Here is a 26,599-nt window from a genome sequence, read left to right as displayed (position 1 = left end):
ACAATCTTACCGACAGTGCGTATCCCTGATATCTGGTGCTGCAAAAACAGGGATAAACCATGTCATCATTGCATATTTCGCAAGGCACGTTTCGTCTTAGCGATACCCGAACGCTGACAATTGCTGATTTGACGCTACGCGCGGGTGAAAGCTGGGCGTTTGTCGGCACAAACGGCAGCGGTAAATCCGCGCTGGCCCGCGCGCTGGCCGGAGAGCTCAACCTCCTCAAGGGCGAATACCAGAGCGACTTTACGCGCCTGACGCGCCTGTCGTTTGAACAACTGCAAAAGCTGGTCAGCGACGAGTGGCAGCGCAACAACACCGATTTGCTCAGCCCTGGCGAAGAGGATACCGGCCGTACGACGGCGGAAATTATTCAGGATGAAGTGAAGGATCCCACCCGCTGCCAGCGCCTGGCAGAACAGTTCGGTATCACCCCTCTGCTGAACCGGCGCTTTAAATACCTTTCGACCGGCGAGACGCGAAAAACGCTGCTTTGTCAGGCGCTGATGAGCGAACCTGAACTGCTTATTCTGGACGAACCGTTCGACGGTCTTGACGTGCAGTCCCGGGCGCAGCTGGCGTCTCTGCTGGCATCGCTGAATCAGCAGGGATATACCCTCGTGCTGGTGCTTAACCGTTTTGATGAAATTCCGGACTTTATCCAGCACGCGGGCGTCCTGGCCGACTGTAACCTGACAGAGACCGGCGAAAAAACCGCGCTGCTTAAGCAGGTGCTGATTGCCCAGCTCGCGCACAGCGAACAGCTCGACGGTATTACCCTTCCGGAACCCGACGCCCCGTCGGCGCGCCACGCGCTTGATCCCCACCAGCCGCGCATCGTGCTGCGCGATGGGGTGGTCTCTTATGACGATCGCGCTATCCTTAATCACCTCAGCTGGACGGTCAATCCAGGTGAGCACTGGCAGATTGTCGGCCCCAACGGCGCGGGAAAATCCACGCTGCTGAGCCTGATTACCGGCGATCATCCGCAGGGCTACAGCAACGACCTCACGCTGTTCGGTCGGCGTCGCGGCAGCGGCGAAACCATCTGGGATATCAAAAAACATATCGGCTACGTCAGCAGCAGCCTGCATCTGGATTACCGGGTCAGTACCACGGTACGTAACGTGATCCTCTCCGGGTATTTTGACTCCATCGGCATTTATCAGGCGGTGTCGGACAAACAGCACAAGCTGGCCCAGCAGTGGCTGGACATTCTGGGCATGGACAACCGGGTGGCTGACGCGCCGTTTCATAGTCTTTCGTGGGGGCAGCAGCGTCTGGCGCTGATCGTTCGCGCGCTGGTGAAACACCCTACGCTGCTGATCCTCGACGAACCGCTGCAGGGACTCGACCCGTTGAACCGCCAGCTTATCCGCCGCTTTGTGGACGTGCTGATTAGCGAAGGTGAAACGCAGCTGCTGTTCGTTTCACATCATGCCGAAGATGCCCCCTCCTGCATCACCCACCGCCTGGAGTTTGTTCCGGACGGTGAGCACTATTACTATCGGCAAAGCAAAATCGATTAATCCCCGGAGGGCACCGCCCTCCGTTTTTCAGATAACCTGCACTAATACATTGCTATCCCGTTGATCTACAATGCCTCACGGTAGCTGAAAATCGGATTTTAAAAACAGTGTAAACGATTCCACTATTTTATCCCATGTCACACTTTTCGCGTCTCTGTTATGCTATGGTTATTACATACCATAAGCCCAATGGAGCGAAATATGCGAGTTCTGGTAACAGGTGGTAGCGGTTACATCGGTAGTCATACCTGCGTGCAGCTGCTGCAAAACGGCCATGACGTCATCATTCTCGACAACCTGTGCAACAGTAAGCGCAGCGTGCTGCCTGTGATTGAACGTCTTGGCGGTAAACACCCGACGTTCGTGGAAGGCGACATCCGTAACGAAGCGCTGATGACCGAGATCCTTCACGACCACGCCATTGAAGCGGTGATCCACTTCGCGGGTCTGAAAGCGGTCGGTGAATCCGTTGCTAAGCCGCTTGAGTATTACGACAACAACGTCAACGGCACCCTGCGTCTCATCTCCGCCATGCGTGCGGCCAACGTCAAAAACTTCATCTTTAGCTCTTCCGCCACCGTCTACGGCGATCAGCCTAAAATCCCTTACGTTGAAAGCTTCCCGACCGGGACGCCGCAGAGCCCGTACGGCAAAAGCAAGCTGATGGTGGAGCAGATCCTGACCGATCTGCAAAAAGCCCAGCCGGAGTGGAGCATCGCGCTGCTGCGCTACTTCAACCCGGTCGGTGCGCATCCGTCTGGCGATATGGGGGAAGATCCGCAGGGCATTCCGAACAACCTGATGCCGTATATCGCCCAGGTTGCCGTAGGCCGCCGCGAGTCGCTGGCGATTTTTGGCAATGACTACCCGACCGAAGACGGCACCGGCGTGCGCGACTATATCCACGTGATGGATCTGGCCGACGGCCACGTTGCGGCCATGCAGCAGCTGGCGGATAAACCGGGCGTGCATATTTACAACCTCGGCGCCGGGGTCGGCAGCAGCGTGCTGGACGTGGTTAAGGCCTTCAGCAAAGCCTGCGGCAAGCCGGTGAACTACCACTTCGCACCGCGTCGTGAGGGCGATCTGCCTGCTTACTGGGCCGACGCCACCAAAGCCGACAAAGAGCTTAACTGGCGTGTTACGCGCACGCTTGATGAAATGGCACAGGATACCTGGCACTGGCAGTCACGCCACCCGCAAGGCTATCCGGACTAAGGATCCGTCATGACGCAATTTAATCCCGTCGATCATCCGCATCGTCGTTTTAACCCGTTAAGCGGGCAATGGATTTTAGTTTCTCCGCATCGCGCCAAGCGCCCCTGGCAGGGGGCGCAGGAGACGCCTGCAAAACAGACGCTGCCGCAGCACGACCCGGACTGCTTCCTCTGTCCGGGCAATACGCGCGTCACCGGGGATAAAAACCCGGACTACAAAGGCACCTTCGTGTTTACCAACGATTTTGCCGCCCTGATGACCGACACGCCGGACGCGCCGGAAAGCCACGATCCGCTGATGCGCTGTGAAAGCGCGCGCGGTACCAGCCGCGTGATCTGCTTCTCTCCCGATCACAGCAAAACGCTGCCGGAGCTGAGCGTTGAGGCACTGAAAGAGGTGGTCAGCACCTGGCAGGCGCAAACTGCCGAGCTGGGTCAAACTTACCCATGGGTGCAGGTGTTTGAAAATAAAGGTGCGGCCATGGGCTGCTCTAACCCGCACCCGCACGGCCAGGTCTGGGCGAACAGCTTCCTGCCTAACGAAGCCGAGCGTGAAGACCGCCTGCAAAAAGCGTATTACGCGGAAAACGGCTCGCCGATGCTGGTGGATTACGCGCAGCGTGAGCTGGCCGACGGCAGCCGTACCGTGGTGGAGACCGAACACTGGCTGGCCGTCGTGCCTTACTGGGCCGCCTGGCCGTTTGAGACGCTGCTGCTGCCGAAAGCGCACGTGCAGCGCATCACCGAACTCAGCGACGCGCAGCGCGACGACCTTGCCCTGGCGCTGAAAAAGCTGACCAGCCGTTACGACAACCTGTTCCAGTGCTCCTTCCCGTACTCCATGGGCTGGCACGGCGCACCGTTTAACGGCGAAGAGAATCAGCACTGGCAACTGCATGCCCATTTCTATCCGCCGCTGCTGCGCTCTGCGACGGTGCGTAAATTTATGGTGGGCTACGAAATGCTGGCAGAAACCCAGCGTGATCTGACGGCGGAACAGGCGGCTGAACGTCTGCGTGCCGTTAGCGACGTCCACTATCGCGAATCAGGAGTCTAAAAGATGAGTCTGAAAGATAAAACACAATCCCTGTTTGCTGAGAAATTTGGCTACCCTGCCACCCACGTAATTCAGGCACCTGGCCGCGTCAACCTGATTGGTGAACACACCGACTATAACGACGGCTTTGTGCTGCCGTGCGCCATCGATTACCAGACGGTCATCAGCTGCGCGAAGCGCGACGACCGCCAGGTTCGCGTGATTGCGGCGGATTACGGTAATGAGACGGACGCGTTTTCCCTCGATGCCCCGATTGTGACGCACGACAGCCAGCAGTGGTCTAACTACGTGCGCGGCGTGGTGAAGCATCTGCAGAAGCGTAACAAAAACTTCGGCGGCGCCGATTTGGTCATCAGCGGCAACGTGCCGCAGGGGGCGGGCTTAAGCTCCTCTGCGTCTCTGGAGGTCGCCGTCGGCACCGTGTTCCAGCAGCTCTATCATTTACCGCTGGATGGCGCACAAATCGCCCTGAACGGCCAGGAAGCGGAAAACCAGTTTGTGGGCTGCAACTGCGGCATCATGGACCAGCTGATCTCCGCGCTGGGCAAAAAAGAGCACGCGCTGCTGATCGACTGCCGCTCGCTGGGCACCAAAGCCGTTCCCCTGCCAAAAGGCGCGGCTGTCGTGATCGTCAACAGCAACTTTAAGCGCACGCTGGTGGGCAGCGAGTACAACACCCGCCGCGAGCAGTGCGAAACCGGCGCCCGCTTCTTCCAGCAGCCCGCCCTGCGCGACGTCACGCTCAATGAATTTAACAAAGTGGCGCACGAGCTGGATCCGATCGTCGCCAAACGCGTTCGTCACGTGCTGACGGAAAATGCCCGTACCGTTGAAGCCGCGTCCGCGCTGGCGAAAGGTGACCTGAAACGCATGGGTGAACTGATGGCGGAATCTCACGCCTCCATGCGCGATGATTTTGAAATCACCGTGCCGCAGATCGACACCCTGGTGGAGATCGTCAAAGCGGTCATTGGCGACAAAGGCGGCGTGCGCATGACGGGCGGTGGTTTTGGCGGCTGCATCGTTGCGCTGGTGCCTGAGGATTTGGTCCCTGCTGTACAGGACGCCGTGGCGAAGCAGTACGAAGCAAAAACAGGTATCAAAGAAACCTTCTATGTTTGCAAAGCATCACAAGGAGCCGGACAGTGCTAAACGAAACACCTACCCTCGCACCGGATGGTCTGCCGTATCGCCTGTTAACCCTGCGCAATCGCGCGGGGATGGTGGTTACGCTAATGGACTGGGGTGCAACCCTTCTTTCAGCACGCGTACCGATGCCGGACGGCAGCGTGCGCGAAACCCTGCTCGGCTGCGCCTCACCCGAGCAGTATGTTAATCAGTCTGCCTATCTGGGCGCATCCGTAGGGCGCTATGCGAACCGCATCGCGAAGAGCCGTTTTGAACTCGACGGCGTGCAGTACACCCTGCTGCCAAGCCAGGGTGAGAACCAGCTGCACGGCGGCCCGGACGGGTTTGATAAACGCCGCTGGAAGATTGTTCGTCAAAACGACGGCGAAGTGCTGTTCTCGCTGGATTCGCAGGACGGCGATCAGGGCTTCCCGGGTAACCTTATCGCCTCCGCGCGCTTTACATTGACCGACGACAACCGTATCGCCATTGAATACCGTGCGACGGTCGACAAGCCGTGTCCGGTCAACCTGACCAATCACGCGTACTTTAATCTGGACGGTAACCAGTGCGACGTGCGGAACCACAAGCTTCAGATCCTGGCGGATGCGTATCTGCCGGTTGATGAGATGGGCATTCCGTACCAGGGCCTCAAAGACGTGAGCGGCACCAGCTTTGACTTCCGCAGCGCGAAATCCATCGCCCAGGATTTCCTGAGCGATGACGACCAGCGCAAGGTGAAAGGCTACGACCACGCGTTCCTGCTGCAGGCTAAAGGCGATGTGAAACAACCTGCCGCACAGGTCTGGTCTACCGATGAGAAGCTGCAGATGACGGTTTATACCACCGCTCCTGCCCTGCAGTTCTACTCAGGTAACTATCTCGGCGGCACGACGGCGCGCGAACACGAAGAGTACAGCGACTGGCAAGGGCTGGCGCTGGAGAGCGAGTTCCTGCCGGACAGCCCGAATCATCCGGAATGGCCGCAGCCGGACTGCGTGCTGCGCCCGGGTGAAGAGTACGTTAGCGTGACGGAGTATCATTTTATTCCACATTAATATTCAGCCCTCCCTCTGGAGGGCTTTTTTCTGTGCGCCTTGCTGAAAATAGCGCCGATCGCAGACAAAATCATAACCCTGGATTCACAAGCATCTTACACTCAGAGACTATTTTCGCTATGGTTAGGGTTAAGCGTTGCTGCTGGCATGGCCACGGCAATATAATGAGAATTGTTATCATTCTAAAAATGCTTGAGGAGTAAGAGATGGCTATTACTAAGCTGGTTCTGGTGCGTCACGGCGAAAGCCAGTGGAACAACGAAAACCGCTTTACCGGTTGGTACGACGTTGACCTGTCCGAGAAAGGCGTAAGCGAAGCAAAAGCAGCAGGTAAACTGCTGAAGGAAGAAGGCTTCAGCTTTGATTTTGCTTACACCTCTGTGCTGAAACGTGCCATCCATACCCTGTGGAACGTGCTGGACGAACTGGACCAGGCCTGGCTGCCGGTTGAGAAATCCTGGAAACTGAACGAGCGTCACTACGGTGCGCTGCAGGGCCTGAACAAAGCGGAAACCGCTGAGAAATACGGTGACGAGCAGGTTAAACAGTGGCGTCGCGGCTTCGCGGTCACCCCACCAGAGCTGACCAAAGATGACGAGCGCTACCCGGGCCACGACCCGCGTTACGCGAAACTGACCGACGCTGAGCTGCCAACCACCGAGAGCCTGGCGCTGACCATCGACCGCGTTGTGCCTTACTGGAACGAAACCATTCTGCCACGTCTGAAAAGCGGCGAACGCGTGATTATCGCCGCTCACGGTAACTCCCTGCGCGCGCTGGTGAAATACCTGGACAACATGGGTGAAGACGAAATTCTCGAACTGAACATCCCAACTGGCGTACCGCTGGTGTATGAGTTCGACGAAAACTTCAAGCCAATCAAACACTACTACCTGGGTAACGCGGACGAAATCGCAGCGAAAGCGGCGGCCGTTGCGAACCAGGGTAAAGCGAAGTAATTTTCGCTGACCATAAAAAAAGCGCGGAACCGTCCGCGCTTTTTTATTTGAGCCGTCAGAATTAACCGCGACGCGCTTTCACCGCATTCGCCAGCTGGCGCAGGATGGCGCCGGTATCGTCCCAGCCGATGCAGGCATCGGTCACGCTCTTGCCGTACACCAGCGGCTCGCTGCCTTCCAGGTTCTGGTTACCTTCAACCAGATGACTTTCGATCATCACCCCAATTACCGCCTTCTCACCGCCGGCAATCTGCTGACAGACATCTGCGCCCACTTCCATCTGCTTTTTAAACTGCTTGCTTGAGTTGGCGTGGCTGAAATCGATCATCACCTGCGGTGGCAGCCCGGCTTTTTCCAGCCCGACTTTGACTTCGGCCACATGCTTTGCGCTGTAGTTCGGCTCTTTGCCGCCGCGCAGAATGATATGGCAGTCACCGTTACCGCTGGTGTTAACGATGGCGGAGTGGCCCCATTTGGTCACGGACAGGAAGCAGTGCGGTGCGCCCGCTGCGTTGATGGCGTCGATAGCCACCTTAATGGTGCCGTCAGTGCCGTTTTTGAAGCCCACCGGACAAGAGAGACCGGACGCCAGCTCGCGGTGAACCTGAGATTCAGTAGTGCGGGCACCAATTGCCCCCCAGCTCATCAGGTCTGCCAGATACTGGGGCGTAATCATATCCAGGAACTCACCGGCCGCAGGCAGCCCGCTGTCGTTAATCTCCAGCAGCAGCTTGCGCGCAATGCGCAGACCGTCGTTGATCTGGAAGCTGTTATCCATGTGCGGATCGTTAATCAGCCCTTTCCAGCCAACGGTGGTGCGCGGTTTTTCAAAATAGACGCGCATCACGATTTCCAGCTCATCCTTCAGCTCTTCACGCAGGGTGAGCAGACGGGCTGCGTATTCTTTCGCGGCAGCAGGATCGTGGATAGAGCATGGGCCAATCACCACCAGAAGACGATCGTCATTACCTTTCAGGATCTTATGGATCGCTTTACGAGCATGAGAAACCGTGTTTGCGGCATTTTCAGTGGCGGGGAATTTCTCAAGGAGTGCTACAGGAGGTAATAACTCATTGATCTCTTTAATACGTAAATCGTCATTCTGATAATTCATCTTCGTTCCAGCTCTGCCATATCTTTAGTAATGAAAGCAATCCTTTCAATCTATCTTGTCGCTCAGGAAGTGTAAACACGGTTTTACACTTCACGCAGATAATTCCTGGAATTCGCCTAAAAATCGCCACAAAATAGCGAAAAACGAGATCTAACCTAAGCTTTTTAACTGTAACAACCATTTTTACACGCTTAAACGCGATTCCCGACTGACGTAAGTCCGTATGGCGGAATCTTTCGCCTCTGAAAAAGATGCACTGTTGGAAAATGTTATCCAGCGTAACGACAAGAACAGGAGCACCATGATGAAAATGACAAAACTGGCAACCCTCTTCCTGACCGCCACCCTCACCCTGGCCAGCGGTAGCGTTCTTGCGGCCGAAACGGGCTCATCGGGTAACGGTGATGCAAACGCGGCTGCGTCAGCAGGCCAGGTCGCCCCTGATGCCAAACAGAACGTCGCCCCGAACAATGTCGATAATAGTCAGATCAATAATGGAAACACCAACACCGGCGGCACCATGCTGCACCCCAACGGTACCGACTCCGGCACCATGAATCATGACAGCATGAGCAAAGATGAAGTTCATAAGAACTCCATGTGTAAAGATGGCAAATGTCCCGACCCGAATGACAAAGTGGGGGATGATGCCAATACCAAAACAGATGGTACGACTCAGTAACCGGCTGTGAAATTAATGATAAAAGGAGAGCTAAGGCTCTCCTTTCTTTTTGAGTAACCTATTAAAAACGCTACACTAAAAACGATAACGAATCAGGAAAGATTACATGGCACACACACATTCCCACGCCGCCGGCGACGACAACGCTAAACGATTGCTGCTGGCCTTCGGCGTCACCGCAACCTTCATGATTATTGAGGTCATCGGCGGTCTGGTCTCCGGCTCTCTGGCGCTACTGGCTGACGCCGGGCATATGCTTACCGATGCAGCGGCGCTACTTTTCGCCCTTCTGGCCGTCCAGTTTGCCCGTCGTCCCCCCAATACACGCCATACCTTCGGCTGGCTGAGGCTGACGACCCTTGCCGCCTTTGTTAACGCGATTGCCCTGGTGGTCATTACCATTCTTATCGTCTGGGAGGCCATTCAGCGCTTCAGACATCCTCAGCCGATTGCCGGGGCGACAATGATGGTGATTGCCGTGGCAGGGCTGGTGGCGAATATCCTGGCCTTCTGGATTTTGCACCGCGGCAGCGAGGAAAAGAACCTCAACGTGCGCGCGGCGGCTCTGCATGTGCTGGGGGATTTGCTCGGTTCAGTCGGGGCGATTGTCGCCGCGCTGGTGATCCTCTATACCGGCTGGACGCCTGTCGATCCGATTTTGTCCGTGCTGGTGTCGTGTCTGGTCTTGCGCAGCGCCTGGCGGCTGCTGAAGGAGAGCGTGAATGAACTGCTTGAAGGGGCTCCGGCATCCATGGACATCGACGAGCTGAAACGCAACCTGCGCCGTACTGTTCCGGAAGTCCGCAATGTCCACCACGTGCACGTCTGGCTGGTGGGGGAGAAACCGGTCATGACGCTCCATGTCCAGGTGATCCCGCCTCACGACCACGATGCGCTGCTCGATCGCATCCAGCACTTCCTGGAACATCACTACGACATTAGCCATGCCACCGTTCAGATGGAGTATCAGCCCTGTAGCGGACCGGACTGCCACCTTAACGAGGCGCAGTCCGGTCATTCACATCATCATGACCACTAGCTGGAAAGCGCGCGAGAGCCTCGCTCACGCGCGCTGTTAATCCACATCCGGCTACCGTTCAGCGCGATGAAGGTCAGCAACAGATATTCCAGCGACATGGCATAGACGCCCTGCAGGGCGAAGATCGCCACGCTGATAACGTTGATGATGACCCACAGCAGCCAGTTCTCAACGTATTTACGGGTCATCAGAATCATCGCCGCAATCGACAGCACCATCATGCAGGAATCCCAGAACGGGAAAGCATCCGGCTGGAGTTCTGGCATCGTCACGTTCAGGCCGATGCCGGACATGACCGAAACGGCAATGCGGGTCAGGAACGCAAACACCGGATTGATGAAGACGGTCATTAAGCCAATGGCCACCACGCAGGCGACAAACCAGGCGATGGCTTTCGGCAAGGGCAACCAGCGAATCTGCAGCTCTGCCTCCTGCTGGCTGTTCTGACGCGACCATGCATACCAGCCGTAAATATTGGCGGCGAAGAAGAACAGCTGCAAAAGCAGGCTGGCGTACAGCTGGATCTGGAAGAAGATAATCGCAAACAGCGTGACGTTAATCAGCCCGAATGCATAATTACTGATCTTCTCAAGGCTTGCCAGCCAGATACACAATAGTCCCGCCAGCGTACCAACGGCCTCAATCCATGACAGGTCATAGCCACCTGCACCAATCGGTATATGAACCAGAATGTTCTGTGTGCTAAAAAAATCCATCTTTTCCCCGGGGCGTAGTGAATTAAGTACGTAGTGTAGCCGCAAAATCCAGCATGCGGTTAAGCGGAATTAACGCGCCTTCACGCAGGCCAGCATCCACGTGGATTTCATGCGCCGCACCACCGGTTTCTAACCCTTCGGCAATCGCTTTCAGGCCGTTCATCGCCATCCACGGGCAATGCGCACAGCTGCGGCACGTTGCCCCCTCACCTGCCGTAGGCGCTTCGAGAAGCTCTTTCTCCGGCACGGCCTGCTGCATCTTGTAGAAGATACCGCGATCGGTCGCCACGATAAGCTGCTTGTGAGGCAACGTTCTGGCCGCGTTAATAAGCTGGCTGGTTGAACCCACGGCATCCGCCATGTCGACAATCGACTGCGGAGATTCAGGGTGCACAAGAATGGCGGCGTCAGGATAAAGCGCCTTCATGCGCGCCAGCGCCTGCGTCTTGAACTCATCATGAACGATACAGGCGCCCTGCCAGCAGAGTACGTCAGCCCCCGTCTGCTTCTGAACATAATTGCCGAGATGGCGATCAGGCGCCCAGATAATTTTCTCCCCCAGACTATCCAGATGTTCAATCAGCTCAACGGCGATGCTTGACGTGACCACCCAGTCTGCCCGCGCTTTCACTGCTGCCGACGTGTTCGCGTAAACCACCACGGTCCGGTCAGGGTGGGCATCACAGAAGGCCGTGAATTCGTCAATCGGACAGCCGAGATCCAGGGAACACTCCGCGTTAAGCGTGGGCATCAGAATGGTTTTTTCCGGGCTCAGGATCTTTGCCGTTTCTCCCATAAAACGCACGCCGGCCACCAGCAGCGTGGAAGCGGGATGTCGTGCACCGAAGCGCGCCATCTCCAGTGAGTCAGAAATGCAGCCCCCGGTCTCTTCCGCCAGCTGCTGAATTTCCGGGTCGGTGTAGTAATGGGCCACCATCACCGCGTCGCGCTCTTTAAGAAGACGTTTAATCTTCTCGCGGTAGAACTGCTTTTCGTCCTGGCTCAGTGGGACAGGCTTAGGCGGAAACGGATAGATTGCGGCTTCAGGATCAAACATCACACTCATTATGGCTTCTCGTTTTACGGGCTTAACAATATTGCCTTTCATTTGCCTGACATAGCAAAACGCGTGGCAATTGTGTTTTGTATACTAAACAAGATAGCGAATCTGGCGTGAAAAGTCACCGGGAATAGATGGGCGGAGCATTTGTTGTACCGCAGATAGCAAAAAGGCGCCTTTAGGGCGCCTTTCTACACTGGTGGGTCGTGCAGGATTCGAACCTGCGACCAATTGATTAAAAGTCAACTGCTCTACCAACTGAGCTAACGACCCCTTGCGGGATTTTTTTCTTCGAAGTGGTGGGTCGTGCAGGATTCGAACCTGCGACCAATTGATTAAAAGTCAACTGCTCTACCAACTGAGCTAACGACCCATTCGGGTGCTGACTTCGAAGATTTTTACTCGGTACCACTTTAAAGTGGTGGGTCGTGCAGGATTCGAACCTGCGACCAATTGATTAAAAGTCAACTGCTCTACCAACTGAGCTAACGACCCGAGTGGTGGGTGATGACGGGCTCGAACCGCCGACCCCCTCCGTGTAAAGGAGATGCTCTACCAACTGAGCTAATCACCCACTCTGTACTGCCGGAACTGCGTTAAGTGGTGGGTCGTGCAGGATTCGAACCTGCGACCAATTGATTAAAAGTCAACTGCTCTACCAACTGAGCTAACGACCCACTTTTATGCTGCTTTCACGTTGTTTGATATCCCGTGGCAACGGCGGCATATATTACTGATTTAAGAATTCTGCGCAACAAAAATTTCGATGAAGATCACTTAACTGCTTAGTAATCATGCTGCACGACCAGAAATAACGCGATTTCTGGTCATGCGATAATCATCCCATCGAATTCAGACGTTTTTGCGCCTGCTTAGCACCTTCGGTACCCGGGAATTTTGCGACCACCTGCTGATAAACCGCTTTGGCTTTCGCCGTGTCGCCTTTGTCCTGCATGATCACGCCAACCTTATACATCGCATCTGGCGCTTTCGGCGATTTTGGGTAATTTTTCACCACTGAGGCAAAATAAAACGCCGCATCGTCCTTTTTACCCTTGTTGTAATTCAACTGACCGAGCCAGTAATTGGCATTTGGCTGATAAGTGGAATCAGGGTATTTCTTAACAAAGCTCTGAAACGCAGCAATCGCGTCATCCTGACGAGATTGATCCTGCACCAGGGCAATGGCCGCATTGTAATCCGTATTCGCGTCACCGCTCTGTACAGGCGCGCCTGTTGAGGCTGACGTATCAGCAGATGGCGCTGGCGTAGACGTCGCCGCACCGCTCTGATCGCCTGCGGCTGGCTGCGCTGCTGCACCACCACCGCTGCTCAGGCTATCTATCTGCAACAAGATTTGCTTCTGACGTTCCACAACCTGATTAAGCTGATACTGGCTTTCCTGAATCTGACCGCGGAGAGAGTCAATATCATTCTGGTTATCGGAAAGTTGTTGCTGGAGTTGGGTTAAAAGCTGGCTGTGAGCGTTAGAAATACGCTCGAGTTGAGTGACCCGGTCTTCTACCGAGCCTGAGCCGACACTACTGATTGGTGCCTGAGCAAAAGCGGCCCAGGGGGCCGCTATTCCAACCAGTAACGACAGACTCAACAGATGATGTCTGAAGTTACTGCTCATGCAATTCTCTTAGTAAACCAGTACGGCACGACGGTTTTTGGAGTAAGCCGCTTCGTCGTGACCCAGTACTGCAGGTTTTTCTTTACCGTAAGAAACGATGGAGATCTGGTCAGCAGAAACGCCTTTACCCTGCAGGTACATTTTAACAGCGTTAGCACGACGTTCACCCAGGGAGATGTTGTACTCTGGAGTACCACGTTCGTCCGCGTGACCTTCTACGGTGACTTTGTAAGATGGGTTGCTACGCAGGAAGTTAGCGTGCGCATCCAGCATCGCAGCGAAGTCAGAACGGATGTCGTATTTATCCAGATCGAAGTAAACGATGTTGTTCTGCTGCAGCTGCTGCATCTGAAGACGCGCCTGCTCTTCAGAAGACATGTTGCCATTGCCGTTCGCGTCCATACCGGTGCCGGCACCCATCATGCCTTCGCCGCTCTGGTCATTGCTGGCGTTCTTGTTAGAAGAACACGCTGCGATTGCCATTACAGGCAGAGCGATCATCAGCCCCTTCAGCACTTTGTTCAGTTGCATTTCTATGATTCCTTTAGTAATCAATTAATTATTATTTACAGATACGGCGACCAGGCAGGTGATTTTACCTGTCCATCAGTTGCCGGAATACGCGCTTTGAAACGCCCATCTGTAGAAACCAGATTCAGCACAGATCCCATCCCCTGAGAAGAGCTGTAGATTACCATCGTGCCGTTAGGTGCCAGACTTGGCGTTTCATCCAGGAACGTTGACGACAGAACTTGCACGCCACCCGCTACCAGATCTTGTTTGGCAATGTGCTGCTGCCCACCATTGGAGCTGACCATTACCATGAATTTACCGTCGCTGCTCACGTCTGCGTTCTGGTTCTGAGAACCTTCCCAGGTAATACGCTGCGGAGCGCCGCCGTTGATGTTCACTTTATAGATTTGTGGACGGCCGGCCTGGTCAGAGGTAAACGCCAGGTTTTGACTGTCCGGGAACCATGATGGTTCGGTGTTGTTGCTGCGACCATCGGTCACCTGACGGATCTGGCCGGAGCCAATGTCCATCACGTACAGGTTAAGGCTACCGGTTTTAGACAGCGCAAACGCCAGTTTAGAGCCGTCTGGAGAGAACGAAGGCGCACCGTTGTGACGTGGGAAAGACGCCACCTGACGAACCGCACCGTTTGCCAACGTCTGGATAACCAGCGCAGAACGGCCGCTTTCGAAGGTCACATACGCCAGCTTAGAACCGTCCGGAGACCAGGCTGGAGACATCAGTGGCTGCGAGGAGCGTTTCACCAGGAACTGGTTGTAGCCATCGTAATCAGATACGCGCAGCTCATACGGGAATTGACCACCGTTGGTCTGCACCACGTACGCGATACGGGTACGGAACGCACCTTTAATGCCGGTCAGTTTTTCAAATACCGCATCGCTGGCAGCGTGTGCCGCGTAGCGCAGGTACTGCTTAGTGACCTTGTAAGAGTTCTGGGCCAGAACGGTACCTGGTGCACCGCCGGTATCCACCAGCTGCCAGGCCACGTTGTAAGAACCGTCCGGATTAGGGGTAACCTGACCCACAACCACGGCATCAATACCCAGTGCAGACCATGCTGCAGGCTGAACTTCCTGCGCGCTACCCGGCTGCTGAGGCAGACGAGAACGATCTAACGGGTTGAATTTACCGCTGTTACGCAGGTCAGCCGCCACGATGCCACCGGCATCTTCAGGTGCAGCGCCAGGACCGGCCCACTGGAACGGAACAACACCGATTGGGCGTGCCGAGTCCACCCCCTGGGTGATCTCGATACGTACTTCTGCGTGCAGTACTGCTGCCCACAGCATTAAAAAACTAAATGCTACACGTAATGCCTGCTTCATCATATCTCCCTTATCCGGGTAACCTTACCCACGATAATTTAGCAGAATGTTAACAAACTCAAATAGACAAAACTACCCGAACCCTGTGACTAAACCTGGTCTATTTTTCCCCGTTTGCACGGGGAAAATGTAACTTAAGGTTTGAAGTCCAGCGGCGCATTTTTGAAGACTTCGTAGACTGCCTGCGAAGGCGGTTTAGGCATCTTCGCCTGACGCGCTGCAGCCAGGGCCGCAGTACATAAAGCCGGGTCGCCACCTTCAGACTTAATATCCAGCAGCATGCCGTCCGGAGCCAGTTTTATACGCAACGTACACGTTTTACCGGTATAGGAAGACGCATCATAGAATCGGCTTTCAATAGCGGATTTAATCTGCGCGGCATAACCGTTGATTTCAGCCCCTGTCGCACCGTTACTCTTAGTGTTACCACTTCCGGTCGGCGCTGCGTTGTTTCCTTTCGCCCCACCGCCCGTTTTCGGCGCATTCTTACCGGAGCTCAAATCGCCGAGCAGATCGTCAACCCCTGCGGCAGCAGCGGCTTTTTCAGCGGCGGCAGCCTTTTTAGCAGCCGCTTTTTCAGCTGCTGCTTTCTTATCGGCAGCGGCCTTCTCAGCTGCAGCTTTTTTGTCAGCAGCGGCTTTTTCGGCGGCTGCCGCTTTTTCTGCCGCGGCTTTTTCTGCTGCTGCTTTCTCTGCAGCAGCCGCTTTCTTCGCGGCCTCGGCAGCAGCTTTCTTCTCTGCTTCCTGAGCGGCCTTCTTCGCGGCTTCCGCTTCTGCTTTCTTCTGAGCATCAGCTGCGGCTTTCTTCGCGGCTTCCGCTTCTGCTTTCTTCTGAGCATCAGCGGCCGCTTTCTTCGCCGCTTCGGCTTCCGCTTTCTTCTGGGCGTCTGCAGCCGCTTTCTTCGCCGCTTCTGCCGCTAATTTCGCCTGGGCATCAGCCTGTGCTTTCGCATCCGCTGCGGCTTTTGCTGCCGCCTCTTCCGCCTGCTTTTGCTGTTCCTGTGCTTTTTTCGCGGCCTCTTCGGCTTGTTTCTGCTGCTCTGCCTGCGCTTTCGCGGCTTCCTGCGCCTGCAAACGTTCTTTTTCAAGCTGCTTCAGACGTTCCTGCTCGGCAGCCTGCTTTTCACGCAGCTCTTCCGCTTGCTGTTGCGCCTGTTTTTCACGCTGCTCTTCAGCCCGTTTTGCACTCGCCTTCTGCTTCTGTTGGCGATTATAGTTCTGTACTACCGCACCGGGATCCACCATGACGGCGTCAATGGAAGATCCTCCACCGCCGCCGGCTGATGCATCAATATGCTCGTCGAACGAACTCCAGATCAGCGCTGCAAAGAGAATAACGTGCAGCACTGCGGAGACGATTATCGCTCGCTTAAGCTTGTCGTTCTGTTCGGTTGCCTTTGACACTATCGGTTCCCAAAAACTACGCGGATGATCAAATAGGTTGGGTCATTAAGCCAACTGACTTAACACCCGCACTATGTAGCAAGTTCAGCGCTTTAATAATTTCATCGTAGGGTACGTCTTTCGCGCCACCGATTAAGAAGACCGTTTTCGGATTTGACTCCAGGCGACGCTGCGCTTCGGCAATAACCTGCTCAGGTGGCAGCTGATCCATACGATCTTTTTCTACCACGACGCTGTATTGCCCTACGCCGGAAACCTCAATGATAACCGGAGGATCGTCATTGGTGCTCACCGCCTGTGATTCTGTCGCATCCGGCAGATCCACTTCCACGCTCTGGGTAATGATTGGCGCTGTTGCCATGAAGATCAGCAGCAGTACCAGCAGGACGTCCAGCAGCGGAACGATATTGATTTCGGACTTGAGCTCGCGACGACCTCGTCCACGCGATCTGGCCATGGTTTACCCCTTGTTGCTCTCGGTGCTGGTAAACGCCTGACGGTGCAGAATCGCAGTGAACTCTTCCATAAAGTTGTCGTAGTTCAGTTCCAGTTTGTTCACGCGCTGGTTCAGACGGTTGTAAGCCATAACCGCAGGAATTGCCGCAAACAGACCGATAGCGGTCGCAATCAGTGCTTCAGCGATACCCGGTGCAACCATCTGCAACGTGGCCTGCTTCACCGCGCCCAGCGCGATAAAGGCGTGCATGATCCCCCACACGGTACCAAACAGACCGATATACGGGCTGATGGAACCAACAGTACCGAGGAAAGGAATATGCGTTTCAAGGTTTTCCAGTTCACGGTTCATGGAAATGCGCATCGCGCGCGAGGCACCTTCCACCACCGCTTCAGGCGCATGATTGTTTGCACGATGCAGACGGGCGAACTCTTTGAAGCCGCTATAGAAAATTTGCTCGGAGCCGGTCAGGTTTTCACGACGTCCCTGGCTCTCCTGGTACAGACGAGAAAGCTCAATGCCCGACCAGAACTTATCTTCAAACGCTTCAGCCTCACGGCCAGCGGCATTGAGGATACGCGTTCTCTGGATGATGATGGCCCAGGATGCGATTGAAAAACCAATCAAAATCAACATGATAAGTTTAACCAGAAGGCTTGCCTTCAGGAACAAATCAAGGATATTCATGTCAGTCACTGCTTAAACTCCGCGACAATAGACTTAGGAAGCGCACGAGGCTTCATTATGGTTGGATCAACACAAACAATCAGCACTTCAGCTGAGTTCAGTACGGTATTCTCTGCGTTGACTATCCGCTGCGTGAAAACCAGTGAGGTCCCGCGCATTGATGTAATTTCAGTTTGGACTTCGAGCATATCGTCGAGTCTGGCAGGCGCAAAATACTCAAGCGTCATCTTGCGTACCACGAAGGCAACTCGCTCAGCCAACAGCACCTGTTGACTAAAGTGATGATGGCGCAGCATCTCTGTGCGTGCCCGTTCATAAAAAGCAACGTAGCTGGCGTGGTAAACCACACCACCGGCATCGGTATCTTCGTAATAGACACGAACCGGCCATCGAAACAGCGTTGTATTCACTTTACATCCCAGTAATGCAACAAAAGTTAGAGCTTTTAAACTTCGCTACTATACGCGCGGGAAAGATGGTTTGGAATGGGGGAAAGTAAACGGAGAGTAAATTTTTATGGGCTCGGGTAAGCCCATAACGTTAACGGACATTTCTTATTCAGAAGAAGAAGAAAATCAAACCGGCGAGTAGCACCAGATCGGCGATTAGCGGGCAAAAAATTCCCTGCCAGTGAACGGCTTTCGGACGAAAGCCCACGCCGTGGATCACACCTGCGCACACCGCCCACATAATGAGGAAGCCGTGCCAGATTTCAAGCTCGCTGGTTTTCGCTGCAAAGCGCGAAGGGTCCCAGAAGATACAGCCTGCCAGCAGTAATGCCATCACTAAAGAAAGCGCCCGTAACGGGCGCTTGTCCATTACCGCGTAAAGTTTCGCGATAATATTCATCAGTGTTTTTCTTCACCCGCTTTGGTCGCTTCAACGTGCTCAAGCGCCAGGGCAGTGATGACACCAAATGCACAGGCAAGAAGCGTCCCTAAAATCCATGCGAAATACCACATATTCAGCTCCTTACTTAATACATAGAGTGGGTGTTGCTTTCGATATGTTCTTTCGTGATGCGGCCGAACATTTTCCAGTAACACCAGATGGTGTAGGCCAGAACAATCGGAACGAACACGCAAGCAACATACGTCATCAGGTTCAGCGTCATGTGGCTGGACGTAGCATCCCACATGGTCAGGCTAGCATTCAGCATGGTGCTGGATGGCATGACGAATGGGAACATCGCAATACCCGCCGTCAGGATGATGCATGCCAGAGTCAGTGAAGAGAACACGAACGCCAGCGCGCCTTTTTCCAGACGAGACGTCAACATGGTCAGCAGCGGCAGCAGCACGCCCAGCGCCGGGATCGCCCACAGCACAGGGGTATTGTTAAAGTTCACCAGCCATGCTCCCGCCTGACGCGCCACTTCTTTGGTCAGCGGGTTAGACGGTGCGGTGTGGTTAATGGCAGACGTCACCACGTAGCCATCAATGCCGTACACCACCCACACACCGGCCAGCGCGAAGCAGACCAGCGTAACCAGCGCAGCAACCTGAGCCGTCGCGCGGGAGCGCAGATGCAGTTCGCCTACGGTACGCATCTGCAGGTAGGTTGCGCCCTGAGTGATGATCATCGCCACGCTGACGACACCGGCCAGCAGACCAAACGGATTCAGCAGCTGGAAGAAGTTACCGGTGTAGTAAAGACGCATGTATTCGTCCAGATGGAACGGTACGCCCTGCAGCAGGTTACCGAACGCCACGCCGATCACCAGCGGTGGAACGAAGCTACCGATGAAGATGCCCCAGTCCCACATGTTGCGCCAGCGGGTATCTTCAATCTTCGAACGGTAGTCGAAACCGACCGGACGGAAGAATAAAGAGGCCAGCACCAGAATCATCGCCACATAGAAACCGGAGAACGCAGCCGCGTAGACCATCGGCCAGGCAGCGAACAGCGCGCCGCCTGCGGTGATCAGCCACACCTGGTTACCGTCCCAGTGCGGGGCGATGGAGTTGATCATGATTCGACGCTCGGTGTCATTACGACCGAGGAAACGGGTGAGCATCCCCACCCCCATGTCGAAACCATCCGTGACGGCGAAACCGATCAGCAGAACGCCAACCAGCAGCCACCAGATAAAACGCAATACTTCATAATCGATCATTTGATGACTCCTGTCTTAGCGTGCCGGCTGAGTAGTCGCAGTGGACTGCTCGTAGTGATAGCGACCGGTTTTCAGGCTGCTTGGGCCAAGGCGCGCGAACTTGAACATCAGGAACAGTTCAGCCACCAGGAACAGGGTGTACAGACCACAAATCAGCAGCATGGAGAAGATCAGGTCGCCTGCGGTCAGGGACGAGTTCGCTACCGCCGTTGGCAGCACCTCACCGATCGCCCATGGCTGACGGCCATATTCCGCCACAAACCAGCCGGACTCAATCGCGATCCACGGCAGTGGAATACCGTACAGCGCGGTGCGCAGCAGCCATTTTTTCTCGCCGATGCGGTTGCGAATCACGGACCAGAAGGACGCCGCAATGATCAGCAGCATGATGATGCCGCTGCCCACCATGATACGGAATGCGAAGTACAGTGGCGCAACGCGTGGAATTGAGTCTTTGGTTGCCATCTGGATCTGCGCTTCCGTCGCATCAGAAACGTTCGGGGTATAACGCTTCAGCAGCAGACCGTAACCCAGATCTTTCTTCACGTCGTTAAACTGATCGCGAACGGCCTGGTCGGTAGAACCGGCACGCAGCTGTTCCAGCAGCGAGTAGGCTTTCATACCGTTACGGATACGCTCTTCGTGCTGCACCATCAGCTCTTTCAGACCCGTCACCTGCTTATCAACAGAACGGGTGGCGATGATACCCAGCGCGTAAGGGATTTGAATAGCGAAGCGGTTTTCCTGCGCGTCCTGATCGGGAATACCGAACAGCGTAAAGGCAGCAGGTGCCGGCTGGGTTTCCCATTCGGCTTCGATAGCGGCCAGTTTGGTTTTCTGCACGTCGCCCATTTCGTAACCGGATTCATCACCCAGAACAATAACGGAGAGAATCGCAGCCATACCGAAGCTTGCAGCGATAGCAAAGGAGCGCTTGGCGAACGCGAAGTCACGACCGCGCAGCATGTAGTAAGAACTGATACCCAGTACAAACATCGCGCCGCACACATAGCCAGAAGCGACGGTGTGAACGAATTTAACCTGAGCAACCGGGTTCAGGACCAGCTCGGCAAAGCTGACCATCTCCATACGCATGGTTTCGAAGTTGAAATCAGACGCGATAGGGTTCTGCATCCAGCCGTTCGCGACCAGGATCCACAGCGCGGACAGGTTCGAACCTAATGCCACCAGCCAGGTCACCGCCATATGCTGGACTTTACCCAGACGGTCCCAACCGAAGAAGAACAGACCTACAAAGGTGGATTCAAGGAAGAATGCCATCAGACCTTCAATGGCCAGCGGCGCACCGAAGATATCCCCTACATAGTGGGAATAGTAAGACCAGTTAGTCCCGAACTGGAACTCCATGGTCAGACCGGTTGCCACGCCCAGTGCGAAGTTGATACCAAACAACTTGCCCCAGAACTTGGTCATATCTTTATAAATCTGTTTGCCGGAGAGAACGTATACCGTTTCCATGATGGCCAGCAGGAACGCCATACCGAGCGTCAGTGGCACAAACAGGAAGTGGTACATCGCGGTCAAGGCAAACTGTAAGCGCGACAGTTCGACTATATCTAACATCATGACTCCTTGCTCATCGCATGAAGACTCCGAGAGTGAACCCCGTCAGAAAGAGATCCACACGCATGCCCCAATACAAATTATTCGCATCCTTGTCGTCGTTATTACCCTGAAGGAGGATAAAAACGATGACGTGAGGTTACAAATACGTTAATAAAAAAACTCAAATTGATACCGCAAATATAATACGCTGCAAAACCCTTACAATAAACAGGTTTTTATTGAATCACATTTACGTTTTTCGACGGTGATCAATTTATAGCAAAATTACCACTTTTCGGCCATTTTGATCGGGAACAATTTAGCGCTTTTCAGCACCTTTTTCCAAGGATTAAACTTTGATTTAAATCAAAAACAAACCTTGATGTTAACTATGTTTAATCGTGGTGAGAATGGTAAAAACCATGTTAATGATATGTGCATGTAAAGATGTGATTGGTTATCGAAGACGAAAAAAAATATAAACAGAAGTGATTTTAATTAACGCGAAACAAAAGCCTCATTTCGATGCGCGGCATACAATAAAGCATAGTCGGGCCGGGTTATTTTTCCACGGCATTTATGCAACCCTTCGCAATTACATTTATTTTACTTTTGTCACCCCATAACTTAACACCGCGGAGTGACTATTTAATGAAAAAGGCCGCAAACAGTGCAGCCTTTTAATGATATCAGCGATTCTCAGGCAAGAAGAAGGCTAAAGGTTCGCGACTGTCCCGGTCTGAACGCCCCGACAATCCCTTCGTCTTCACCGTGGTCCATCAGCCGTTCATTCATGTCCGTTTCGCAGCACCGCTTCACCGCCGGATTGACGGATAGCGTCGCGTCACATGCGCTGGACTGCGAAGGGTTGAACAGACGAAGAATGAGCTCATCACGATCTTCCGCTTTTTTGATCGCACTGAGTACGCATCCCGTTGGCGAAAGCGCTAACAGGCTGTAGCTTTCCGGCGTGGTCAACGACGCGCGATTCAGCTTCATTGCATCCCAGGGGATCTTGTTATAACACTGCACCGGCGTTAACCACGATTGAGCCTGCTGCGCGACACCCGCGTTTTCCGGCGTGCCGCTGAAGCTGAAGAGGCTAAAGCGACAGCTTAGCGGACCACGCACCTGAGCGTCCGGGACCGGCATTTTGATACCGGATGGTCTGCCGGGGCGCAGGAGCAGATCTTCTTTGCCGAGTACCCCCACGCCGCGCAGCAAGGTCAGGGCAAATGCTTTTTGTTCATCGCCCACGACTTCAAATTCACGCAGCCCCTCGGTAAATAGCGCAAGCCCGTTTCGTTTTTCCTGCAGGACGGCGTAGTTGAGTAAATTCCAGACGGGAACCGGCGCTTCTTTCCACCCCTCCTCCTGCCAGTTTTGCATCGCCGCGTCCTGCACCGGACGAGAGATCGTGCCAAACTGCGTATCCGCTAACACCTCCCGGGTCGCAAACGGCGTTGGGATGAGCACGCGAACGCGGTGGTCGTCGGCCTGATTATCCAGGCGCACCGCCACGTCAATGCGTCTGCTGTTGCGGCTTAGCGTAATTTCAAATTCAGCGTCGAGGTAACCGTTTCGCTGGCGCGCCGCGCGTTCCGCCAGGTTCGCCGGAACGGCGATTCGATGGCGGATAACTGCCCTGCTCTGCCAGCCTTCATGCGTAACCTCAAATTCATGCTCGCCCTGCGCGGAAGTGAGTCTCCACTCTTCCCGCGAAGGCGAGTAGTCGTACTCATCGCCATCATCCGAGCTCTCTTCGATTTCCAGCACGCGGTCATAAATAAGCCCGGTTTCTTTGTCGCGCAGGCGCAGCGAACCGTCGTCATTTATGTCAATCTGCCAGAAGGCGTTTTCAAGTAAGGAGGCGGTATTTTCCCCCGGAGAGAGCATCTTCCCGGCCACGTTAGGTTCGATAAACAGCGTACGGTAGCCCATCGACGGCAATATCTGGCTGAGCTGAATATCAAACTCCATAAACGGTTCGTAATTGCCGTAGTGAACAATCTGTCGGTCAATGAGGCCCGGGTCGAGCTCTCGCGCGCTGCGGATGAAATACGGGATCTCGTTGCCTTTGTCATCCCGCAGACGGAACTGGCTGGCGCGCAGTCGAATCGTGGTGTTCATCACCTCCTCACGCGGCCAGGGCATCAGGTTGAACATCACCAGCTTATCGGCATCGCTTTGCGGCATGTTGTCGACAATCTTGCGCATATAGAAACGCGCCAGGTTATCTGCCATGTCCTCAGCCAGTTCAAAGCGGGAGACAATCTCGCGATGCACCTTGTCGCTGCAGCAGCAGCCGATGCTGTCGTGAGCGTGGTTTTTGAGGATCTCTTTCCACATCTTCTCCAGCAGGCCGTGGTGGTAGTCGAAGCCCAGCGTCCAGGCAAGCGTCGCCAGCGGCTCGAGGATGTTAACAATTTTGTTCTCAATACGCGCATGGGCGATTTTGATATCCATGCGCGTGGAGCCGATGGTCCGGTGCACGCGCATGTATTTCCCGTCGATAAACTCACCTTTTAAGGTCGCCAGGTCATCGCGGTGCGCGTCGATGCAATCAAAGACCTCCTCAAACCGGCTCATCACAAATTGACGCTGCGGATAGATTTCACGCAGCTTCTCCATCACCGCGAAAATGTTCTGCTGCAGCGGCATCTGGTCGTGTCCGTTGGGCAGCAAAATCGCTTTGGTGACGGACGCCTTTTCCAGAACCTCGAAATAGCTGTCGAGCCGTTTTCGCAGCCCCGCTTCGTCCTCCGGTAAGTACTTACCAATCGCGTAGCCCAGCGGCAGCACCTGTGCCGTCACTTCACTGCCGTCCTGGCTCTGCCAGAGAAATTCGGTTTTATCGGTCCCGTGGCGTTCAGAACAACCGCGCCAGAACATCGTGCGGGTAATGCCAAACCCGTTATAGATATGCGGAAGCTGGCCGGACATGCCAAACGAATCCGGCAGATAGCCGATCTTCATCGGCTCGCCGAAGGCCATACAATCCCGGATGCCGTACATCAGGTTGCGGACAATCGACTCGCCGCTCACGATCGTGGTATCGGTCTGGGTATACCAGGGGCCGATAATCAGCTTTCCACGCTCGACAAGCGCCTTCACGCGAGAGCGGTTTTCGGGCACAACGGCAAAATAATCCTCCAGAACAGCCGTCTGTCCATCGAGAACATAGTATTTGTACTCATCATCCTGCTCCAGCCGGGTCAGGATTTCTTCCATATTATTGACCAGAAGAATACGCGACTCTTCGGTGGTGAAGTACCACTCACGGTCCCAGTGCATATGCGGCGTGATATGAACGCGAGATACAGCTTTCATCTTCGTTTCCTGTTTGTGCGTTTTTACGATAAGGCGTCTTCAGTGACGTAGTTGCCCTTTTTTACCGCCTGGCGTCGCCAGAGCAGCAGAACCAGGGTGGAGATAGCGGTACCCACCAGCGCCGCGCCAAACCAGCCCGCCGCCGCAACCACACCGCCCAACCCGGCATCGTGAAGTAAAAAGAGAGAGAAAATCCCGGCCCCCGGCGTAGACAACCCGATCCCCATCGCACCGACAGCCGCGCCTGTCACCATGGATCCGAGTACAAATGAGCCAATGACGCGAAGCGGGTCTTCAATCGCCATCGGAATCGCCCCTTCGGTAATGCCCGCGAGGCCGAGCAGCCAGGTCGATTTACCGGTTTCAATTTCAAACGACTTAAACAGCTTCGGTGCCAGCATCGTTGACGCCGTGACGGTGAAGGCTGAGACCATTTTGACGGAAGCAAAGATCGCATAGGGACCGTATACCCCGTTCGCCATCGCCCCCAGGCAAAACGCGTAAGAGGCTTTGTTGACCGGGCCGCCCAAATCGAATGAGCACATAAACCCGAGGATTGCCCCCAGAAGCAGCGCATTCGCGCCGGACAGACCGTTAAGCCAGACGGTGAGCGTGTTATTGAGCCAGGCCACCGGTTCGCCAATCACAAACAGCATCAGGCTGCCCGCGCCCAGCACGCCAATCACCGGATAGAGATAAAAAGTCAGAAAGCCGTTGTAGCGGCTGCTGAGCCGGATGTGGTTTTTCACCCAGCGCATCAGATAGCCCGCGATCAGCCCACCGACGATAGCGCCGAGAAAACCGGAGCCGATCATGTTGGCAGCCAGACCGGCCGCAAAGCCCGGCGTCAGCGCGGGTTTATCCGCCAGCGAGTAGGCGGTGTAGGCCGAGAGAACAGGCACCATCAAAATTCCGAGCATGCCGCCGCCAAGCTTGCGGTACATCCACAGCCACGAGTTTTCCTGGTCAAACAGGTGCTGCAGGCTAAGGATTTGCGCCAGCAGTACCGATACGGCCAGCACCGTACCGCCGGCAACGATCAGCGGCACCGCAAAAGAGATGCCGCTTAGAAGCGCCTGCTTGAGTTCAGTTTTAACGCGCTTTTTCGTTTCGGTATCGGCCTGAGCATAGCGCGCATCGGTAGAAGGCTTTAGCGCCAGCGCGCGCTCAATCAACGCTTCAGCATGACGCAGGGGTTCCGCAACGGGAACGGAAATGGCGGGGATCCCCTGAAAGCGCTCGCTCTCTTTGATCGCCACTTCAGCGGCAAAAATACACGCTTTCGCCTCCAGCAACTGCTGGGCAGTAATTCGCCCTTCGATGCCGTTCGCCCCCTGCTTTTCGACCACCACGTTGACGCCGAGCTTACGTCCCGCTTTCTCCAGGTACTCTGCGGCCATATAGGTATGCGCGATCCCCGCCGGACAGGCGGTGACACAGACGACGGTTGGTGCATTCACAGGCGTATCAGCCTCGTCTTCCTTCGAGACACCGTTCAGCGCATCAAGCAGATCCTCTGCCGTCCCGGCAGCCATAACGCGTCCCCGGAGGGCATCATCGGCAAGGCGAGACGTCAGCGCCGTCAGCACCTGGATATGCGTGGATCCCGCTTCAGCTGGCGGGATGGCAAGCAGGACGATCAGCTCTACGCGTTCAGGGCCGTCCACCCCCTCCCACTCCAGCGGTTCGCGCAGCGTAGCAACCGCAAAAGCCGCTTCGTTCACCGCGTTCGATTTACCATGCGGGACAGCCAGCCCTTCACCCAGTGCGGTTGGCCCCTGAGATTCGCGGCGGTAGACCTCCGCCAGAAATGCCTCGCCATCGGTAATTTTGCCCAGCGCCACCAGCCGCATTGTAAGCTGGCGAATGGCCTCATCACGGCTGGCATAGTGTGCCTGCACGCAGACAGCACTGGTGTGGGTCAGGGTCGTCAGGTTCATAAGATCCTCACACGTACGTTGTTATTGTCTGGCGGCAATTGTG

The 26,599-nt window shown here is 54.9% G+C and carries 24 protein-coding genes and 5 tRNA genes; 8 read left to right on the top strand and 21 right to left on the bottom strand.

Annotation, left to right across the window (positions count from 1 at the left end):
- The first annotated feature begins 59 nt into the window (after window positions 1-59).
- From modF to gpmA, 6 genes are all read left to right on the top strand, one after another.
- On the top strand, window positions 60-1,532 hold the full coding sequence (gene modF / locus N6P30_RS12485) for a molybdate ABC transporter ATP-binding protein ModF (protein WP_023292998.1): 1,473 nt from the start codon (window positions 60-62) through the stop codon (window positions 1,530-1,532).
- 201 nt (window positions 1,533-1,733) lie between these two features.
- Window positions 1,734-2,750, top strand: coding sequence for a UDP-glucose 4-epimerase GalE (gene galE, locus N6P30_RS12480; RefSeq protein ID WP_023292999.1), 1,017 nt, complete (start codon window positions 1,734-1,736; stop codon window positions 2,748-2,750).
- A 9-nt stretch (window positions 2,751-2,759) separates the two neighbouring features.
- Window positions 2,760-3,806, top strand: a complete 1,047-nt coding sequence (galT, locus tag N6P30_RS12475) for a galactose-1-phosphate uridylyltransferase (protein ID WP_008501114.1) — start codon at window positions 2,760-2,762, stop codon at window positions 3,804-3,806.
- A gap of 3 nt (window positions 3,807-3,809) precedes the next feature.
- Complete coding sequence (gene galK, locus N6P30_RS12470) at window positions 3,810-4,958, top strand: galactokinase (protein ID WP_023293000.1); 1,149 nt, start codon at window positions 3,810-3,812, stop codon at window positions 4,956-4,958.
- Window positions 4,952-5,992: a galactose-1-epimerase gene (galM, locus tag N6P30_RS12465; protein WP_021241010.1), complete on the top strand. Its 1,041-nt coding sequence runs from the start codon at window positions 4,952-4,954 to the stop codon at window positions 5,990-5,992. The genes galK and galM overlap by 7 nt, the downstream gene beginning before the upstream one ends.
- A gap of 206 nt (window positions 5,993-6,198) precedes the next feature.
- The gene (gpmA, locus tag N6P30_RS12460; protein WP_008501111.1) at window positions 6,199-6,951 is read left to right on the top strand and encodes a 2,3-diphosphoglycerate-dependent phosphoglycerate mutase; all 753 of its coding nucleotides are present in this window, start codon (window positions 6,199-6,201) and stop codon (window positions 6,949-6,951) included.
- A 61-nt stretch (window positions 6,952-7,012) separates the two neighbouring features.
- On the opposite strand, the gene aroG is transcribed toward gpmA, so the two are convergent.
- Complete coding sequence (aroG, locus tag N6P30_RS12455) at window positions 7,013-8,065, bottom strand: 3-deoxy-7-phosphoheptulonate synthase AroG (RefSeq protein WP_023293002.1); 1,053 nt, start codon at window positions 8,063-8,065, stop codon at window positions 7,013-7,015.
- Window positions 8,066-8,369: 304 nt separating this feature from the next.
- Between aroG and N6P30_RS12450 the strand changes: the two genes are divergently transcribed.
- Together N6P30_RS12450 and zitB are read left to right on the top strand one after the other, a co-directional pair.
- Window positions 8,370-8,747 (top strand): YbgS-like family protein, encoded by a 378-nt coding sequence (locus tag N6P30_RS12450; RefSeq protein ID WP_008501109.1) that lies wholly within the window; start codon window positions 8,370-8,372, stop codon window positions 8,745-8,747.
- 106 nt (window positions 8,748-8,853) lie between these two features.
- Window positions 8,854-9,786 (top strand): CDF family zinc transporter ZitB, encoded by a 933-nt coding sequence (zitB, locus tag N6P30_RS12445; RefSeq protein ID WP_008501107.1) that lies wholly within the window; start codon window positions 8,854-8,856, stop codon window positions 9,784-9,786.
- Here the strand turns inward: zitB and pnuC are convergent.
- The 20 genes from pnuC to mngA all read right to left on the bottom strand — a co-directional run bounded on the left by pnuC (window position 9,783) and on the right by mngA (window position 26,556).
- Window positions 9,783-10,502 carry a nicotinamide riboside transporter PnuC gene (gene pnuC, locus N6P30_RS12440; RefSeq protein WP_023293003.1) on the bottom strand — a complete coding sequence of 240 codons (720 nt, stop codon included), beginning with the start codon at window positions 10,500-10,502 and terminating at the stop codon, window positions 9,783-9,785. The genes zitB and pnuC overlap by 4 nt on opposite strands.
- A gap of 22 nt (window positions 10,503-10,524) precedes the next feature.
- Window positions 10,525-11,568 (bottom strand): quinolinate synthase NadA, encoded by a 1,044-nt coding sequence (nadA, locus tag N6P30_RS12435; protein ID WP_023293004.1) that lies wholly within the window; start codon window positions 11,566-11,568, stop codon window positions 10,525-10,527.
- A gap of 191 nt (window positions 11,569-11,759) precedes the next feature.
- Window positions 11,760-11,835: transfer RNA gene (locus tag N6P30_RS12430), tRNA-Lys, on the bottom strand.
- Window positions 11,836-11,859: 24 nt separating this feature from the next.
- Window positions 11,860-11,935 (bottom strand) — tRNA-Lys (locus N6P30_RS12425).
- A gap of 46 nt (window positions 11,936-11,981) precedes the next feature.
- Window positions 11,982-12,057 (bottom strand) — tRNA-Lys (locus tag N6P30_RS12420).
- Between the two features lie 3 nt (window positions 12,058-12,060).
- Window positions 12,061-12,136 (bottom strand) — tRNA-Val (locus tag N6P30_RS12415).
- Window positions 12,137-12,163: 27 nt separating this feature from the next.
- Window positions 12,164-12,239 (bottom strand) — tRNA-Lys (locus N6P30_RS12410).
- 161 nt (window positions 12,240-12,400) lie between these two features.
- Window positions 12,401-13,198, bottom strand: coding sequence for a cell division protein CpoB (cpoB, locus tag N6P30_RS12405; protein ID WP_021241013.1), 798 nt, complete (start codon window positions 13,196-13,198; stop codon window positions 12,401-12,403).
- Between the two features lie 9 nt (window positions 13,199-13,207).
- Window positions 13,208-13,729 (bottom strand): peptidoglycan-associated lipoprotein Pal, encoded by a 522-nt coding sequence (gene pal / locus N6P30_RS12400; protein WP_003858578.1) that lies wholly within the window; start codon window positions 13,727-13,729, stop codon window positions 13,208-13,210.
- 35 nt (window positions 13,730-13,764) lie between these two features.
- Window positions 13,765-15,057, bottom strand: coding sequence for a Tol-Pal system beta propeller repeat protein TolB (gene tolB, locus N6P30_RS12395; protein ID WP_013097529.1), 1,293 nt, complete (start codon window positions 15,055-15,057; stop codon window positions 13,765-13,767).
- Between the two features lie 134 nt (window positions 15,058-15,191).
- Window positions 15,192-16,460, bottom strand: a complete 1,269-nt coding sequence (tolA, locus tag N6P30_RS12390) for a cell envelope integrity protein TolA (RefSeq protein WP_023293005.1) — start codon at window positions 16,458-16,460, stop codon at window positions 15,192-15,194.
- Between the two features lie 28 nt (window positions 16,461-16,488).
- Window positions 16,489-16,917 carry a colicin uptake protein TolR gene (gene tolR, locus N6P30_RS12385; protein WP_003858589.1) on the bottom strand — a complete coding sequence of 143 codons (429 nt, stop codon included), beginning with the start codon at window positions 16,915-16,917 and terminating at the stop codon, window positions 16,489-16,491.
- Window positions 16,918-16,920: 3 nt separating this feature from the next.
- The gene (tolQ, locus tag N6P30_RS12380; RefSeq protein ID WP_008501101.1) at window positions 16,921-17,613 is read right to left on the bottom strand and encodes a Tol-Pal system protein TolQ; all 693 of its coding nucleotides are present in this window, start codon (window positions 17,611-17,613) and stop codon (window positions 16,921-16,923) included.
- Window positions 17,610-18,014 carry a tol-pal system-associated acyl-CoA thioesterase gene (gene ybgC / locus N6P30_RS12375; RefSeq protein WP_003858593.1) on the bottom strand — a complete coding sequence of 135 codons (405 nt, stop codon included), beginning with the start codon at window positions 18,012-18,014 and terminating at the stop codon, window positions 17,610-17,612. Before ybgC ends, tolQ begins: the two co-directional genes overlap by 4 nt.
- A gap of 148 nt (window positions 18,015-18,162) precedes the next feature.
- Complete coding sequence (gene ybgE / locus N6P30_RS12370; RefSeq protein ID WP_008501100.1) at window positions 18,163-18,453, bottom strand: cyd operon protein YbgE; 291 nt, start codon at window positions 18,451-18,453, stop codon at window positions 18,163-18,165.
- Window positions 18,453-18,566, bottom strand: a complete 114-nt coding sequence (gene cydX / locus N6P30_RS12365; RefSeq protein WP_003858598.1) for a cytochrome bd-I oxidase subunit CydX — start codon at window positions 18,564-18,566, stop codon at window positions 18,453-18,455. The genes ybgE and cydX overlap by 1 nt, the downstream gene beginning before the upstream one ends.
- Before the next feature lie 14 nt (window positions 18,567-18,580).
- Entirely contained in the window at window positions 18,581-19,720 is a 1,140-nt protein-coding gene (gene cydB / locus N6P30_RS12360) for a cytochrome d ubiquinol oxidase subunit II (RefSeq protein ID WP_023293006.1), read from the bottom strand.
- A 15-nt stretch (window positions 19,721-19,735) separates the two neighbouring features.
- A complete protein-coding gene (cydA, locus tag N6P30_RS12355) occupies window positions 19,736-21,304 on the bottom strand; it encodes a cytochrome ubiquinol oxidase subunit I (protein ID WP_023293007.1) in 1,569 nt (522 codons plus the stop codon).
- Between the two features lie 681 nt (window positions 21,305-21,985).
- Window positions 21,986-24,616, bottom strand: a complete 2,631-nt coding sequence (gene mngB, locus N6P30_RS12350) for a mannosylglycerate hydrolase (protein ID WP_023293008.1) — start codon at window positions 24,614-24,616, stop codon at window positions 21,986-21,988.
- A gap of 23 nt (window positions 24,617-24,639) precedes the next feature.
- Window positions 24,640-26,556, bottom strand: a complete 1,917-nt coding sequence (gene mngA / locus N6P30_RS12345) for a PTS 2-O-a-mannosyl-D-glycerate transporter subunit IIABC (RefSeq protein WP_023293009.1) — start codon at window positions 26,554-26,556, stop codon at window positions 24,640-24,642.
- Window positions 26,557-26,599: the final 43 nt, after the last annotated feature.

Origin of the sequence: Enterobacter sp. PL1 (assembly GCF_945957325.1) — a bacterium.
In the GTDB taxonomy this organism is placed as follows: Bacteria; Pseudomonadota; Gammaproteobacteria; order Enterobacterales; family Enterobacteriaceae; genus Enterobacter; species Enterobacter roggenkampii.
The sequence above is the reverse complement of the archived record's forward strand: the minus strand, read 5'-3'. Positions and strand labels throughout refer to the sequence as shown.

Bases quoted from the DNA above. Each gene is read 5' to 3' on its own strand.
- mngB (WP_023293008.1), bottom strand. From the start codon at position 24,616: ATGAAAGCTGTATCTCGCGTTCATATCACGCCGCATATGCACTGGGAC.
- galE (WP_023292999.1), top strand. From the start codon at position 1,734: ATGCGAGTTCTGGTAACAGGTGGTAGCGGTTACATCGGTAGTCATACC.
- cydX (WP_003858598.1), bottom strand. From the start codon at position 18,566: ATGTGGTATTTCGCATGGATTTTAGGGACGCTTCTTGCCTGTGCATTT.
- pal (WP_003858578.1), bottom strand. From the start codon at position 13,729: ATGCAACTGAACAAAGTGCTGAAGGGGCTGATGATCGCTCTGCCTGTA.
- pnuC (WP_023293003.1), bottom strand. From the start codon at position 10,502: ATGGATTTTTTTAGCACACAGAACATTCTGGTTCATATACCGATTGGT.
- zitB (WP_008501107.1), top strand. From the start codon at position 8,854: ATGGCACACACACATTCCCACGCCGCCGGCGACGACAACGCTAAACGA.
- galK (WP_023293000.1), top strand. From the start codon at position 3,810: ATGAGTCTGAAAGATAAAACACAATCCCTGTTTGCTGAGAAATTTGGC.
- modF (WP_023292998.1), top strand. From the start codon at position 60: ATGTCATCATTGCATATTTCGCAAGGCACGTTTCGTCTTAGCGATACC.
- tolB (WP_013097529.1), bottom strand. From the start codon at position 15,057: ATGAAGCAGGCATTACGTGTAGCATTTAGTTTTTTAATGCTGTGGGCA.
- mngA (WP_023293009.1), bottom strand. From the start codon at position 26,556: ATGAACCTGACGACCCTGACCCACACCAGTGCTGTCTGCGTGCAGGCA.
- cydB (WP_023293006.1), bottom strand. From the start codon at position 19,720: ATGATCGATTATGAAGTATTGCGTTTTATCTGGTGGCTGCTGGTTGGC.
- galT (WP_008501114.1), top strand. From the start codon at position 2,760: ATGACGCAATTTAATCCCGTCGATCATCCGCATCGTCGTTTTAACCCG.
- gpmA (WP_008501111.1), top strand. From the start codon at position 6,199: ATGGCTATTACTAAGCTGGTTCTGGTGCGTCACGGCGAAAGCCAGTGG.
- nadA (WP_023293004.1), bottom strand. From the start codon at position 11,568: ATGAGTGTGATGTTTGATCCTGAAGCCGCAATCTATCCGTTTCCGCCT.
- cpoB (WP_021241013.1), bottom strand. From the start codon at position 13,198: ATGAGCAGTAACTTCAGACATCATCTGTTGAGTCTGTCGTTACTGGTT.
- tolR (WP_003858589.1), bottom strand. From the start codon at position 16,917: ATGGCCAGATCGCGTGGACGAGGTCGTCGCGAGCTCAAGTCCGAAATC.
- aroG (WP_023293002.1), bottom strand. From the start codon at position 8,065: ATGAATTATCAGAATGACGATTTACGTATTAAAGAGATCAATGAGTTA.
- N6P30_RS12450 (WP_008501109.1), top strand. From the start codon at position 8,370: ATGAAAATGACAAAACTGGCAACCCTCTTCCTGACCGCCACCCTCACC.
- ybgE (WP_008501100.1), bottom strand. From the start codon at position 18,453: ATGAATATTATCGCGAAACTTTACGCGGTAATGGACAAGCGCCCGTTA.
- cydA (WP_023293007.1), bottom strand. From the start codon at position 21,304: ATGTTAGATATAGTCGAACTGTCGCGCTTACAGTTTGCCTTGACCGCG.